The sequence below is a fragment of the Phytomonospora endophytica genome (genome assembly GCF_014202425.1).
Taxonomy (GTDB): Bacteria; Actinomycetota; Actinomycetes; order Mycobacteriales; family Micromonosporaceae; genus Phytomonospora; species Phytomonospora endophytica.
Genome location: NZ_JACHGT010000003.1, coordinates 406,092 through 419,969 on the forward strand (window position 1 = coordinate 406,092; position 13,878 = coordinate 419,969).

The following is a 13,878-nucleotide window of genomic DNA, read 5'->3' on the forward strand; positions in this document are numbered from 1 at the left end:
ATCAGTACTCGACCCGCTCACGCCGGGTTGCCCGCAGTGACACCATCACGAGCGTCAAGGTGAAGAAGAACAGCACCACGCCGACGGCACAGGCGACGGCGGCCTTGCTGCTGCTGAAGTAGTGGTACATGACGCCGCCGAGGACTTCGCTGGAGTGGTTCGGCCCGCCTTGTTCGGGGGTCATGACGAACACCAGCGCGAAGGCGTCGAGGGCGATGATGCCCAGGTAGATCCAGGCGGTCTGCACCGACTCGAACAGCAGGGGCAGGGTGACCTTGAAGAAGGTCTGGACCCGGCTGGCGCCGTCGAGCATGCTGGCCTCGTAGATCTCGGTGGGGATGGAGCTCATCGCCGCCGAGAAGTAGACGAGGTAGAAACCCACCGAGCTCCAGATCATGACGAGCATGACCAGCAGGAGCACGATGTCGGGGTCGGAGAGCCAGCCGCTGGGCTTGGTCGGGATGCCGACCAGGGCCAGGATGCTGTTGAGGAAGCCGTATTCGTCGGAACGGAAGATCGCGCCCCACAGCACGCCCACGACGGTCACCGAGAGGACCTGTGGGAAGAAGAACACGATCTTGTAGAACTTCGATCCGCCGACTCCGCGGATACGGCTTCCCCTGCTGCGTCCGCCCACGTTGAGCATGAACGCGAAGAACAGGGCAAGGGCGATGACGATCACGGGCATCGCGATGAGCAGGAAGGCGTTGTGTTTCAACGCCGGGATCAGGTACACCGAGTACAACTCGTTGGTGAACAGTCGCTTGAAGTTGTCCAGGCCGACGAACTTGTAGTTGGGGTTGGTCCCCGTCCAGTTCGTCATCGAGTAGTAGAACGCCTGGAGGAACGGCGAGATCACCATGATGGCGTAGAGCGCCACCGGCAGCACCAGAAACGACGTGATGAACAGGCCTTTGCGTTGCTTCATGACCGTCTTCGTCCTTAAGCCCTTGTCCTCTTCGCTGACCTAGCGCTTCTGCTTCTCGATGGAGTCGTCGGAGGCGATGGCGTCGGCGCCCTTCTGGCAGGCCTCGACGAACTCCGCGGCGTTCTTGGCGTTGGACATCAGCTCACCGAGGGCCGGGCCCCAGATGCCGTCGCCGAACTGCGGGTACCAGTCGCCGATCATCGCCTGGAAGGCGAAGTCGCCGTTGGACTCCAGCAGGCCGACCATGGACTTCAGGCCGGGCTTGTCCTCCAGCGGGAGGCCTTCCTTGGCGCCCTTGACGACCGTCGGGGTACCGGCGTCGGCACCGAAGGCCTCACGGCCCTTGGCCGACAGCATGACGCGGAGCCATTCCAGGCCGCCCTGGACGTTCTTGCCGTCGGCGGGAACGGCGTAGCCTTCGCCGGCACCGGCGTTGATGGCCTGGGGGTTGACCGAGCCGTCGAGCGGCGGCACGGCCATCAGGCGCATCTCGAACTCCTTCTTGAGGATGTCCTTCTCCTCGTTCTCCAGCCAGCCGCCGACCGGGATGAACGCCGCGTCCTGCTTGACCCAGCGGGCCTGCGACTGGCGGTGGTCGAGGCCTTCGGAGCCACCGAGGATGAAGCCCTGCTTCTTGAGGCTGTAGAGGGCCTCGGCGGCGGCGAGCACCGACGGGTGGTTCCACGCGTCGGGCTCAAGGTTGTCGATGTTCTTGATGACGTCGGTGCCGCCGTGGCGGCAGGCGAGCGTCACGAACATGTCGCGGATGTAGTAGGTGTGCACGCCGGTGTAGGTGAAGGGGGCGACGCCGTCCTTCTTGATCTGCGCGCACAGGGTCATCAGCTCGGCCCACGTGGTGGGGACGGTCCACTTCTTCTCGTCGAAGAGCTGCTGGGAGTACCACAGGCCCCACATGGAGTAGGTGTACTTCAGCACGAAGAACTTCGAGGAGCCGTCGGTGGTCTTGAAGGTCCCCGACTCGACGACGCCCGGGTACAGGATGTCCTTGATCTTGACGTTGGGGTCGTCAAGGGTCGGGGCGTCCAGCAGGGGCTGCAGGTCGTGGTACTGGTTGTTGGCGATGAGCTCGCCGTGGGGGATCTTGTTGGCGCCCTCGTTCTGCAGGATGTCCGGCGGGGTCTTGCCCTGGAAGCGCGGGGCGAGCTCGGCGCGGAGGTCCTCGATGGCGTTGATGGTGACGACGGCCTCGGGGAAGTTGGTGTTGTACACCGTCTTCTGCTTCTCGGCGTAGTCCTTGCCGAACCCGCCGGGGAAGATGACGACCTCAAGGGGCTTCTTGGGGTCGACGCCGAAGGGGTTCTTGGCGTCGCCGCTGGCCTCGACGTCGTCGCCGCCGTCGTCGCCTCCGGAGGCGCAGGCGCTGAGCAGGCCTACGGCGGGGACGGCGAGGAGGCCGAGGGCCGCCGAGGTCTTGAGGACGGAGCGGCGGGTGAGGTCGCCGGCCTCGTTGGGGGTGGTTTCAGATGCCATGGTGTTGTCTCTCCTGGGTTCGGGTCACGCGGTGCGCCGGATGCGTCCGGCGTACCGCGACTCGAGGGTGTTGTTGTGGGCGTCCCCTTCGGGGACGTTCGCGGATAGGTACACGGGTGGCACCTCACCGCCGTCGAGCTGTCGCCGCACGACTTCGGCGACGACCATCTGCGCGAGCAGCGCCGCGCTGATGGAGGAGGCGGCGCAGACCGCACCGCCGGTGGGCAGTGGCAGTAGCGCGTCGCCGTACGGAGCGCAGTTGTCGAGCACTACGTCGGCGATGTCGAGCAGTCGTTTGCCCGAGGGGTGCCGCGGGGGGACCTTGGCACTGTGGTCGGTGGACGTGATCGCGATCAGCGGGTGGCCGTGTTCGGCGACGGTGAGCGCGAATTCGACGATGGAGCCGTTGATGCCCGACTGGGAGGCGATGACGAAGACGTCGCCGTGGCGGGCGCCGGTGAGGGTGTAGAGCTCGCGGGCGTAGGCGGGGTCGCGTTCGAGGAGGCCGCCGTCGAGGATGGCGGCGGGGTGTCCGCCGAGGAGGACCAGGTCGCGGAGGGCGACGCGGTTGGTGGGGACGAGTCCGCCGGCGCGTCCGGCGAGTTCCATGGCGAGGGCTTCGGAGTGGCCGGTGCCGAAGACCTGGAGGACGCCGTCGTCGCTCAGGGAGGCGCTGATGAGTTCGGCGGCCTGGGAGACCTTGTCGGTCTGGGTGGCGATGACGGTCTTGAGGACCTTGTCGAGTGCCTCGACGTAGGCGTTGGCGTCGACGCTCATGGGCGGGGCTCCTCTTCTGGTCGAGGGGGGTGGGGTGTGGGGGTCGTTGAACGTTACAGATACCTAAGAGTTGTCTTGCACGGGGTCCCGCGGTGTCGGTGGGTCTCCGTTGAGGGGCCGGTCGGTGCGGTGCGCGGCGACGGCGCGCGAGGTGGAGGCGAAGAAGGTGTTGGTGCGCCGGAAGGTGCGCTGGGCGACGGCGACGTAGAGCAGGTCGAGGACGAGCAGCTGCGAGTGGCGGGCGGCCAGGACGTCGGCGCGGAAGCTGCGGGCCTGGGTGCAGGTGGTGAGCACGATGTCGGCGACGTCGGTGATGGGCGCGGCGAGGTAGCTGGTGACGGCGATGGTGAGGGCGCCGTGGCTGGAGGCTTCGGCGAGCATCTCGATGGTCTCGACGGTGGAGCCGGAGTGGGAGACGGCGATGGCGACGTCGCCTTCGCCGAGGAGGGCGGCGCTGGTGAGTCCGTCGTGGACTTCGCGCCAGGCCCAGATGGGGATGCCGATGCGGTGGAGGCCCGATTGGAGTTCGGCGCCGACGAGGGCGCTGCCGCCGATGCCGTAGACGTCGACGCGGCCGGCGCGGCTGATGGCGTCGGCGGCGCTGGCCACGGCGGTGATGTCGATGAGGGCGGCGGTGTCCTGGAGGCTGGCGACGCCGGCGGCGAGGATGTTGCCCAAGACGAGGTCGAGGGGGTCTTCGGGGGCGATCTCGCGGCCGATGTCGACGGTCCAGCCGTTGGAGGCGGCGGCGCGGCCGGAGGCGGTGGCGATGGCCACGCGCAGGGCGGCGTATCCGTCGAAGCCCAGCGCCCGGCAGAAGCGGGTGATGGTGGCCGGTGAGGTGCCGGAGCGTTCGGCGAGTTCGACGATGGTGCTGCGAGCGGCGCCTGCGGGGTCGGCGAGTACTTGTTCGGCGACTTTGCGCAGGGCTCCGGTGAGTTCGTGCTGAGCGGTGCGGATGCGGACCAGCACGCCGCCGGTGGGGTCGTCGGCCGTGGTGGCCGGACCCGCTTCGGTTTCGTGCTCGGTCATGGTGTGCAACGCTCCTTTGCGCCTTGCCGGTGACGTGAAGCACGATCCGGCTTGAGAAGAACTTTTACCTTCTTGAGGCGATCGTCAATAGCGGGCGGGAAATCTTTTCACAGCCGAGACTTTTCGTAACGGTGCGTTCATGCGCTCGTCACTGATCGCCGAACAGTTCGTGTCGATTGTGGTCTGGGCGATTACCGAGGTCAGCCCACGGGCCATCACCGTCGGCAGGAAGTAAGGTGCGCCTTACTGGATCTGGCCGGCGGCGAAAAAAGGAGTTACCAATGCCCGGTGCACGGCGTGGTGCCCTGCTGCTGTCGGCATCGGTTCTACTGCTCGCCGTGGTCGTTCTGTCACTGACCGTGGGTGCCCGGGCGATAAATCCGCTCAACGCGCTGGCGGCCCTGTTCGACCCGGACGCTCCCGACGCCGAGGTGATCCGCTCGCTGCGGGTGCCGCGCACCGTCGTGGGTCTCGTCGTCGGCGCGGGCCTGGCCGTGGCGGGCGTGATCATGCAGGCCCTGACGCGCAACCCGCTCGCCGACCCGCGGATCCTGGGCGTGTCGGCCGGGGCGAGTCTCGGAGTGGTCCTGGCGATGTCGGTGTTCGGGCTGAGCCTGCTCACCCAGTACGTCTGGTTCGGCATCGCCGGGGCACTGGTGGCCGGGATGGCCGGTTACCTCGTCGCCGCGCGGTCCCGCGACGGGGCCAGCCCGGTGACGCTGGCCCTGGCCGGTGCCGCCCTCGACGCCTCCATCGGCGGCGCGGTCTACGCGATCCTCGCCGCCAGCGCCACGACCTTCGACGGCTACCGCTTCTGGGTCGCGGGTTCCCTGGCCGGCCGGACCCCGCAGATCGCGTTGCAGGTCGCGCCGTTCCTCATCGCCGGGCTGCTGCTGGCGGCCTGGCTCGCGCGCGGACTCGACGCCCTCGTCCTCGGCGGTGACATGGCCGCGGGCCTCGGCCACAAAGTCGCCCGCGTCCGCCTCGCCGGGGCCTTCGCCGTGGCGCTGCTGACCGGCGCGGCGGTCGCCGCGGCCGGACCGATCGGGTTCATCGGCCTGGCCATTCCGCACCTGGCCCGCGCCCTCGTCGGCGGCGCCCACCGGTGGATCCTGGCCCTGTCGCTGATCCTCGGGCCGGTGATGCTGCTGTCGGCCGACGTCATCGGCCGGGTCGTCCTGCCCACCGGCGAGGTCCCGGCCGGGATCGTCACCGCCGTCATCGGCGCGCCACTGCTGATCGTCCTGGTCCGCCGGGCACGGCTGGTCGCCGCGTGAGCGCCCCTACGCTGCGCCCCACCGGCCGCACGCTCATCCGCGTGTCGGGCGCCTCCTTCCTGCTGCGCCGACGATCCATCGCGGTGACCATGCTGCTCTTGGCCGCGCTCGCCGCGGCCGTGGCCGCGTCGCTGTCGTTCGGGCGGACCTTCGTGGCCTTCCCCGACGTCCTCGACACCGTCTTGGGTGCCGACACCGGCTACCAGGTCACCGTCAACACCCTCCGCCTGCCGCGCACGGTCCTGGCCGTCGTGGCAGGGGCGGCCTTCGGGCTGGCCGGGTCGCTCATCCAGTCGGTGGCCCGCAACCCGCTGGCCAGTCCCGACGTCATCGGCGTCACCCAGGGCGCCGGGCTGGCCGCCACGATCGCGCTCACCGGCGGCCTGGGCATAGGCGTCCTGGTCGGTTCCAGCCTCGCCGGGGCACTCCTCGCCGCGCTGCTGGTCTTCGCGATAGCCGGGCGCGGCGGGATGGGCGCCAACCGCTTCGTCCTGGCCGGGATCGCCGTGGCCGTGGCCTTGCGGGCCGTCACCCAGATGTTCCTCATCAGCGCCGACGCCATCGACGCCCAGCGCGCCCAGATCTGGATCATCGGCACCTTGAGCGGACGCGGCTGGAACGAGACGGCCATGATCGCCGCGGCGATCACCGTGCTCCTCCCGGCACTGCTGTGGGCGTCGTCGGCGATGAACTCCACCGCCCTCGACGACGACACCGCCCGCGGCCTCGGCGTCCACGTCACCCGCCGCCGCGTCGGCCTGGCCGCCATCGGCATCGCCCTGGCCGCGGTGGCCACCGCCAACGTCGGCGCCATCGAATTCGTCGCCCTCGTCGCCCCGCAGGTCGCCCGGCGCCTGACTCGCACCGAACGCCCGCCCCTGCTCACCGCGGCCCTCACCGGGGCGCTGCTGACGGTCGTCGCCGATCTCCTCGGCCGCAACCTCTTCGCCACTCCCCTGCCCGCCGGTGTCGTCACCGCCGTCCTGGGCGGCCCCTACCTGATCCTGCTGCTGATCCGCCGTGGAGCGAAAGGCACGTCCACATGAACCCCGAACCGCGCCTGGCCGTCCACGGCCTCACCGTCGCCTACGGCAAACCGCCCCGGGGCCGCGTCGTCATCGACGGCCTCGACGCACAGATCCCCGCCGGCCGTTTCACCGTCATCATCGGACCCAACGCCTGCGGCAAGTCCACGCTCCTGCGCACCATCGCCCGCCTCCACAAGCCCCTCGCCGGGACCGTCACCCTCGACGGCGCCGACGTCCACCAGATCCCCACCCGCCGGCTCGCCCGGCGCCTGGCCGTCCTCCCGCAAAGCCCCCTGGTCCCCGAAGGCGTCAGCGTCACCGACCTCGTCGCGCGCGGCCGCAGCCCCCACCAGAGCTGGTGGCGGCAATGGTCACCCGCCGACGAAAAGGCCGTCGCCCGGGCCTTGTCCCTGGCTGGAGTCGCCGACCTGGCCGCACGGCCCGTCGACACCCTCTCCGGCGGGCAGCGGCAGCGCGTGTGGATCGCCATGATCCTCGCCCAGGACACCGACACGCTCCTGCTCGACGAACCCACGACCTACCTGGACCTCGCCCACCAGATCGAGGTCCTCGACCTGTTGCGGCGCCTCAACACCGAAGACGGCCGGACCATCGTCGCCGTCCTGCACGACCTCAACGAGGCCGCCCGCTACGCCGACGAGGTCATCGCCATGCGCGACGGCCGCGTCATCACGCAGGGGTCACCCGACAAGGTGATCACCGCGGCGAACGTGGAGGCCGTCTTCGGGCTCCGCTGCGCCGTGGTCGCCTGCCCCGTCACCGGCAAACCGCTGGTGATACCCCACATCACGACAGGAGAACCCACTCATTCGTAGCCGTCCGGTGCTTCGCACGGTGCTGGTCGCCGCAGGCCTGGCCTTGAGCCTCGCCGCCTGCGGGAAGAGCGACCCGCCCGCCGGTCAGCAGACCGGCGACACCCACCCGGTCGCCCACGCGATGGGCACCACCGAGGTCCCGCTGACGCCCCAGCGCGTCGTCGTCCTCGACACCGACAAGCTCGACACCGCCGTCACCCTCGGCATCACCCCGGTCGGCGCGGCCGTCGCCGACCAGACCGGACTGCCCACCTACCTCGGCGACGCCGTCGGCACCGTCCAGGTCGTCGGCACCCTCACCGAACCCGACCTGGAGGCCATCGAAGGCCTCCACCCCGACCTGATCCTCGGCACGAAGTTCCGCCAGGAACAGTTCTACGACGAACTCTCCGCCATCGCCCCCACGGTGTTCACCGAGAAGGTCGGCATCACCTGGAAGGAGAACTTCCTCCTCGACGGTGAGGCCCTCGGCAAGAAGGACACCGCCGCCGACCTGCTCGGCGCCTACGAGAACCGCGCCGAGACCGTCGGCGAGGACATCGACGGCGCCGCCGACCTCGAAGTCGGCATCGTCCGGTTCATGCCCGACCACATCCGCGTCTACGGACCCGACTCCTTCTCCGGAATCGTCGTCGCCGACGCCGGCCTCGACCGGCCCGACTTCCAGAAACTCAACGGCGCCGACGACAAGCGCTTCGCGAAGGTCTCCCAGGAGAAGATCGACGACGCCGACGGCGACGTCCTGTTCTACTGCGCCTACGGCGCCGACGCCACCGCCGCCCTCGAAGAGGTCACCGACGGTTCCCTGTGGAAGGGCATGTCGGCCGTCGAGAACGGCAAGGCCTACACCGTCAACGACGAGATCTGGATGACCGGGATCGGCGTCACCGCCGCGAACATGATCCTCGACGACCTCGCCGCGAAACTGACATAGCCGCCACCACGCGACACGAGCCTGGCCCGAGGTGGGGGCCTGGACACCGCGAACGGCGCACGGCGGGTGCCGGTCCCCTCTCACCGGGGACCGGCACCCGCCGTGTCACATCGGCCGTCACACGAGGTTCTGCTTGGCGCCGCTCTTGCGCAGCCGGTCGGTCGCCTCCTGCATGTCGGCCACGAAACGGTCCGGCTTGAGCGAGTTGACCAGCAGCTTGCGGATCGCCGGACCCACCACGTCGTCGGCGAAAGTCCGGTAACGCTTGTCGAAATAGAACGCGTAGAGGTCCTCACCGGCCGACTTCAGCAGCTCATTGGTCGAACGCACACCCGGCGCGTCGAGGCCCTCCTCGGCACCGGCCACGCACGTCAGCGACGACACCCGGCTGGTGAACTGCTTCGACCCCTCCTTCGACAGCATCATCCGCAGATACTCCAGACCACCGGCCTGATTGCGGGCCAGCGCCGGCACGATGAACGCCTCGGTCCCACTGGCGCAGACCGTCCCCGGAGAGATGCTGCCTTCGAGGGCGGGCATGGCCATGATCTGCATCTGGAAATCGGGTGGAGTCTTGTCGCGCTGCTCGTTCTCCAGCCACGTCCCGCAGGGCACGAACGCCGCTTCCCCGGCGTTCCACAGATCCTGGGCCTCGGTGTGGGTGGCCGAGGCGGCCTTGTTGTGGATGTACCCGGCCGCGCCGAGATCGTAGAGGGCCTGCGCGGCCGCGCGGACCGAGTCGTTGTTCCAAGCGTCGGGTTCGAGGTCGTCGATGGCCTCGGCGATGTCGACACCACCGTGGCGCACCGCGAGGGTCATGAACGGTTCGAGGAGGTAGTAGGGGTACTGGCCCTGGTAGACGAACGGGGAGACGCCCTGGCTGCGGATCGTGCCGCACAGATCGATGAACTCGCCCCAGCCCGCCGGGACCTTCCACTGCCGCTCATCGAACAGGGCCTTGTCGTACCACAGGCCGAAAGCGGTGTAGCCGTAGTAGAGCATGTGCATGCGCCGCTGCCCCGACGGTCCGAGAGACCCGTCGTCGACGATCCCGGGCCGCAGAGTGTCGCGCACCTTGACGTCGGGATCGTCGAAGGAGGGCGCGTCGAGCAGCAACGTCAAGTCGGTGAGAGCACCGTCGTGAAAGAGCCGCTCGGCGGGAACCTGGTGGGCACCGGAGTTGTTGACGACGTCCGGCGGGCGGCCGGCGACCAGCAGCGGATTGAGGACCTCACTGATCTGCGTGACCGCGATGTGCTCGATGGGCGCCTCGGGATACCGGTTGTGGTAGATGACCTCGTGGCCCTCGGCGGCGTAACGGTCGCTGTAACCGCCGTCGAAGATGACCACGTCGAGGGCACGGGTCCCGTCGACGTTGAACGGATTGGACGGTCCGCCGTTGTTGCTCAACGGAAGCGGGGCCGAACCCTCCTCTTCGGCGGGAGAACACCCCGACAGCCAGCCCGCCGCGGGACCGGCGACTGCCGCGACGGCCGCGCCGCGGCCCAGCATCTGACGACGGGTACTGCCTGACGGCGGTTTGGGGGGCACCGACGTTCTCCTTCGAGCGTCACCGCGTGACACGAATTCACGACTGGGAGGGTAAATTACCCCGACAGCGGCCCAACGTACACACACGGCCGCCTCGCCGACACCCACCGAACAGCCCGGCGACACCTCCGCGCGTACGATCGCCCGATGCACAAGGATCTGGTGCTCGGCTTCGACATCGGCGGCACGTCCACCCGAGCACTACTGGCCACATTGGACGGCGAGCGCGTCGGCGCCGCTCAAGGGCCCGGCGGCAACCCGACATCCCACGGCCTGCCCGCCTCCCTGAAGGCCATCGGCGAGGCCGCCGCCGCCGCGATCGGCGACCACGACCCCGCCCGGATCCGCGCCCTCCACCTCGGCCTGGCCGGCGGGCAACCCTACGAAGACCCCGCCAACCGCGCACAGCTGTCCCAGGTCTGGACCGGCCTCGGCATCGACGCGCCCGTCGCCATCGACACCGACCTCACCGTCGCCTTCGCCGCCGCGACACCCGCCCCCACCGGAACCGTCGCCATCGGCGGCACCGGCGCCATCGCCGCCGCCATCGAAGACCGCCACCTCACCGGCCGCGCCGACGGCTACGGCTGGCTACTCGGCGACGAAGGATCCGGATACTGGCTCGGCCGCCAAGCCGCCCGCGTCGCCCTCAAAGTCCTCGACGGACACCTCCCCACCGGGCCCCTCGCCGAAGCCGTCATCACCGCCGCCTGGCCCGGACCCACCAGACCCGCCACGCGCGAACTCATCGACGTCATCGCCCACCGCCCACCCCTGCAACTCGCCGCATACGCCCGCCTCGTCACCACCGCCGCCGACAACGGCGACCCCCAGGCCACCGCCCTCCTCGACGAAGCCGCCACCCTCCTCACCACGACCATCGCCTCAGTGCGACACACCGGCGCCGACACCCCCATCGTCCTCGGCGGCAGCCTCCTCACCGAGACAACCCGCGTCGGCATCGGCGTCCGCACACAACTCACCGCACGATTCCCCACCGCGCCACTGCACACCGCTCGCGACGGCGCCGCCGGCGCCGCGTGGCTCGCCGCATACCCGTACCTGCCGGACGCGGTGGCGGCGCACGGAGTGTTCACCGCGGGAGGTTAGGGCGGGTCAAGGCCCCGGCGCGGGGAGGGTTCTGCGCGGTGCTGGAACGCGGGCGGGTTCCCGGGGGCGGCGGGGAAGCGAAGCGAGACTCGCCCACGCGACCGTTGCGGGGTCCCGGCCTGCGGGAGCCACGAAGCGAGGGCTCGCCCTTGGCGCCTGACAGGCATGGGATCGGGCTCGGCCCGCCGCCGGTGCCGGGCCCTCGATGGGCGGGCCGCGAAGCGAGACTCGCCTATCGGGAAGCGGCTGCGGGCGAGTACCCAGCGGAGGTAGACCGCCAAGCAGCACGCCCTAGACCGGGCCGCCGGTGCCGGATCCCGGCGAAAGCGGGGAAACGCGGCCGGGTCCCCGGTCTGAGCGGGCCGCGAAGTGACAGTCGTCCTTAGCGGGACTCCCGGCGTGCGCGGGCGAACGTTGTCCCAGCCGCAGTCCCGCCACCCACACACCACCCGGGCGGCACCAGCCAGCGCGGAGCGCGAACACCCCTCCCGCTACAACGGATCCTCGCGCGTCAGCTCCCAGCACGCGACCGCCGCGGCTGCCGCCACGTTCAGCGAATCCACCCCACCCCGCATCGGAATGCGCACCCGAACATCCGAGGCGCCCATCGCCGCGCCCGTCAGGCCAGGACCCTCCGCCCCGAACAGCAACGCCGCCTTCGCGCGCTGCTCAGACGTCAACCGCTGCATCGGCAGGGCGTCGTCGGCCGGCGTCAACGCCAAGACCGTGAAACCCGCCGCGCGGACCTCGTCGAGCGCGTCCGGCCACGGACCCAAAGTCGCGTACGGCACCGCGAACACCTCGCCCATACTCACCCGCACCGCCCGGCGGTACAACGGATCGGCGCACGTCGGCGACAGCAACACCGCGTCCATCCCCAACCCGGCCGCACCACGGAACAACGCGCCGATATTGGTGTGGTTGTTCAAATCCTCACAGATGATCACCCGTCGCGCGTCCGCCAAGACCTCCGCCGCACTCGGCACGGGCCTGCGATGAAACGACGCGAGCACACCACGATGCACATGGAAACCCGTGATCGACTCCAGCACCCCCTGCGTCGCGGCATAGACCGGCGCACCCTCGGCGAACGGATGCGCCGCGAGCTCGGCGACCTGCTCCACCCGTTTGGCGTCGACGAGCATCGAGCGCATCCGGTACCCCGCCCGCAACGCCCGCCGGATCACCAACTCGCCCTCGGCGATGAACAACCCGTGCGGCTGCTCGAACCTCGTACGCAGCGCGACATCGGTCAAGGCCCGGTAATCGCCGAGCCGGTCATCGCTCGCGGCGGTGACCGGCTCGGCGTGCGTCGACGCGGCTATTTCCGTTCGCCTTCGTTCGCGGCCGGAGCCGGAGCGGCCTCGGGGTGGACCGGATCGGCCGTCGCGGGCGGCTTGAGCAGCCCCGTCGACGCCATCGGCACCGCCGAGGCCTCGATCGCGCGCTCGCCCTCGTCGTCGGCGGCCGGTCCGGCCGCGGGCTCCTCGGTCTTGTCCGACTTCGCCGGCGCGGACTCGCCGCCACCGAAGGTCCCGCCGAGGTTGCCCAGCGCGCCCGAGAAGGAATCCAGGGCCCGCGTCAGCTCCGCCGGGATCATCCAGATCTTGTTCGACGGGCTGGCCGCGATCTGCGGCAAGGTCTGCAGGTACTGGTAGGCCAGCAGCTTCTCATCGGGCTTGGCGGCGTGAATCGCCTCGAAGACCTGCTTGATGGCCTTGGCCTGACCATCGGCCTGGAGCACCCGCGCCTGACGTTCACCCTGCGCGCGCAACACCGCGGCCTGCTGCTCACCCTCGGCCGACAGGATCTGCGACTGCTTGACGCCCTCGGCGTTGAGGATCGCCGCGCGACGGTCGCGCTCGGCGCGCATCTGCTTCTCCATCGAGTCGCGGATGCTCGGGGGCGGCTCGATGGCCTTGATCTCCACCCGCGTGACCTTCAGGCCCCACTTGCCGGTCGCCTCGTCGAGGACGCCCCGCAGGACCCGGTTGATGTCGTCGCGGCTGGTCAGGGCCTTCTCCAGGTCGAGGGAACCGACTACGTTGCGCAGCGTCGTCACCGTCAGCTGCTCGACGCCCTGGAGGTAGTTCTCGATCGAGTAGGTCGCGTCGGTGGGGTTGGTGACCTGGTAGTACAAGACCGTGTCGATCGACACGACCAGGTTGTCGGAGGTGATGACCGGCTGCGGCGGGAAGCTGACCACCCGCTCGCGAAGGTCGACCTTCGCGCGGACCGCGTCGACGATGGGCACCAGGAAGTTCAGGCCCGCGCCGAGGGTCTTCTTGTAGCGGCCGAGCCGCTCGATCACGTACGCCTGCTGCTGCGGGACGATCCGGATGGCCTTCGCCAGCGTCACGACCACGAACAGGCCGATCACGGCGAGGAAGAGCCAGACGACTATCTGGCCGGCGTCACTCACTGTTGCCTCCATACCATTGCGGTTGCACCTCTGATCTCCACGACGTGGACACGTTCACCGGCTTCGAGGACCTGCCCGTCCTCATACACCCTCGCCGTCCATTCTTCTCCACCGATCTTGACGAGTCCGTGCTGGTCATCGACCTTTTCCAGCACGAGCGCCGGTGATCCCTCAAGCGCGGCCAGGCCGATCTCGGCGTCGGGACCGGTCCGGTCGTTCATCATCCTCTTGGCGAAAGGACGGACCACGAACAACGCGAACGCCGACACCACCGAGAAAACACCGACCTGAATGAACGGGTCGGCGCCCAGCGCCGCGGCGCCCGCGGCTGCCAGCGCACCGGCGGCGAGCATGATCAGCACGAAGGAGAGCGCGAACATCTCGGCGACGGCCAGCAGGACCGCGATGATCAGCCAGATGAAGGGGGCCATCTGTAAATCCTGGCATGTTCACGCTCGTCTCGCCCACCTGGGCCACCGCGGCCGATCTCCC

Annotated in this window: 13 protein-coding genes; 5 read left to right on the forward strand and 8 right to left on the reverse strand. The window is 69.3% G+C overall.

All coding sequences use genetic code 11. The features are described from left to right. Position 1: 1 nt before the first annotated feature. From HNR73_RS08245 to HNR73_RS08260, 4 genes are all read right to left on the reverse strand, one after another. The gene (locus tag HNR73_RS08245) at positions 2 to 928 is read right to left on the reverse strand and encodes a carbohydrate ABC transporter permease (protein WP_184786696.1); all 927 of its coding nucleotides are present in this window, start codon (positions 926 to 928) and stop codon (positions 2 to 4) included. A 39-nt stretch (positions 929 to 967) separates the two neighbouring features. Continuing rightward, entirely contained in the window at positions 968 to 2,419 is a 1,452-nt protein-coding gene (ngcE, locus tag HNR73_RS08250; RefSeq protein WP_184786697.1) for an N-acetylglucosamine/diacetylchitobiose ABC transporter substrate-binding protein, read from the reverse strand. Between the two features lie 24 nt (positions 2,420 to 2,443). Next, positions 2,444 to 3,196, reverse strand: coding sequence for a sugar isomerase domain-containing protein (locus HNR73_RS08255; RefSeq protein WP_184786698.1), 753 nt, complete (start codon positions 3,194 to 3,196; stop codon positions 2,444 to 2,446). A gap of 63 nt (positions 3,197 to 3,259) precedes the next feature. After that, the gene (locus HNR73_RS08260; RefSeq protein ID WP_184786699.1) at positions 3,260 to 4,228 is read right to left on the reverse strand and encodes a MurR/RpiR family transcriptional regulator; all 969 of its coding nucleotides are present in this window, start codon (positions 4,226 to 4,228) and stop codon (positions 3,260 to 3,262) included. 281 nt (positions 4,229 to 4,509) lie between these two features. On the opposite strand from HNR73_RS08260, the gene HNR73_RS08265 reads away from it, so the two are divergent. The 4 genes from HNR73_RS08265 to HNR73_RS08280 are packed head-to-tail and all read left to right on the forward strand — an operon-like array spanning position 4,510 to position 8,303. Beyond that, positions 4,510 to 5,505, forward strand: a complete 996-nt coding sequence (locus HNR73_RS08265; protein ID WP_184786700.1) for a FecCD family ABC transporter permease — start codon at positions 4,510 to 4,512, stop codon at positions 5,503 to 5,505. Next, positions 5,502 to 6,551, forward strand: coding sequence for a FecCD family ABC transporter permease (locus HNR73_RS08270; protein WP_239121960.1), 1,050 nt, complete (start codon positions 5,502 to 5,504; stop codon positions 6,549 to 6,551). Before HNR73_RS08265 ends, HNR73_RS08270 begins: the two co-directional genes overlap by 4 nt. After that, positions 6,548 to 7,369: an ABC transporter ATP-binding protein gene (locus HNR73_RS08275; protein ID WP_184786701.1), complete on the forward strand. Its 822-nt coding sequence runs from the start codon at positions 6,548 to 6,550 to the stop codon at positions 7,367 to 7,369. The genes HNR73_RS08270 and HNR73_RS08275 overlap by 4 nt, the downstream gene beginning before the upstream one ends. Before the next feature lie 7 nt (positions 7,370 to 7,376). Further along, on the forward strand, positions 7,377 to 8,303 hold the full coding sequence (locus HNR73_RS08280) for an ABC transporter substrate-binding protein (protein WP_311677292.1): 927 nt from the start codon (positions 7,377 to 7,379) through the stop codon (positions 8,301 to 8,303). Positions 8,304 to 8,420: 117 nt separating this feature from the next. Here the strand turns inward: HNR73_RS08280 and ngcE (HNR73_RS08285) are convergent, their stop codons facing one another. After that, entirely contained in the window at positions 8,421 to 9,854 is a 1,434-nt protein-coding gene (gene ngcE, locus HNR73_RS08285; protein WP_184786702.1) for an N-acetylglucosamine/diacetylchitobiose ABC transporter substrate-binding protein, read from the reverse strand. Between the two features lie 147 nt (positions 9,855 to 10,001). Here ngcE (HNR73_RS08285) and HNR73_RS08290 point away from each other — a divergent pair, with 147 nt between their 5' ends. Beyond that, a complete protein-coding gene (locus tag HNR73_RS08290; RefSeq protein WP_184786703.1) occupies positions 10,002 to 10,964 on the forward strand; it encodes an N-acetylglucosamine kinase in 963 nt (320 codons plus the stop codon). Positions 10,965 to 11,455: 491 nt separating this feature from the next. Here HNR73_RS08290 and HNR73_RS08295 read toward each other — a convergent pair whose 3' ends face one another. From HNR73_RS08295 to HNR73_RS08305, 3 genes are read right to left on the reverse strand one after another with little or no spacing between them, the layout of a single operon-like run. Then, the gene (locus tag HNR73_RS08295; RefSeq protein WP_184786928.1) at positions 11,456 to 12,289 is read right to left on the reverse strand and encodes a TrmH family RNA methyltransferase; all 834 of its coding nucleotides are present in this window, start codon (positions 12,287 to 12,289) and stop codon (positions 11,456 to 11,458) included. Further along, positions 12,286 to 13,386 carry an SPFH domain-containing protein gene (locus HNR73_RS08300; protein ID WP_239121958.1) on the reverse strand — a complete coding sequence of 367 codons (1,101 nt, stop codon included), beginning with the start codon at positions 13,384 to 13,386 and terminating at the stop codon, positions 12,286 to 12,288. The genes HNR73_RS08295 and HNR73_RS08300 overlap by 4 nt, the downstream gene beginning before the upstream one ends. Continuing rightward, positions 13,383 to 13,817 (reverse strand): NfeD family protein, encoded by a 435-nt coding sequence (locus tag HNR73_RS08305; protein WP_184786705.1) that lies wholly within the window; start codon positions 13,815 to 13,817, stop codon positions 13,383 to 13,385. The genes HNR73_RS08300 and HNR73_RS08305 overlap by 4 nt, the downstream gene beginning before the upstream one ends. Positions 13,818 to 13,878: the final 61 nt, after the last annotated feature.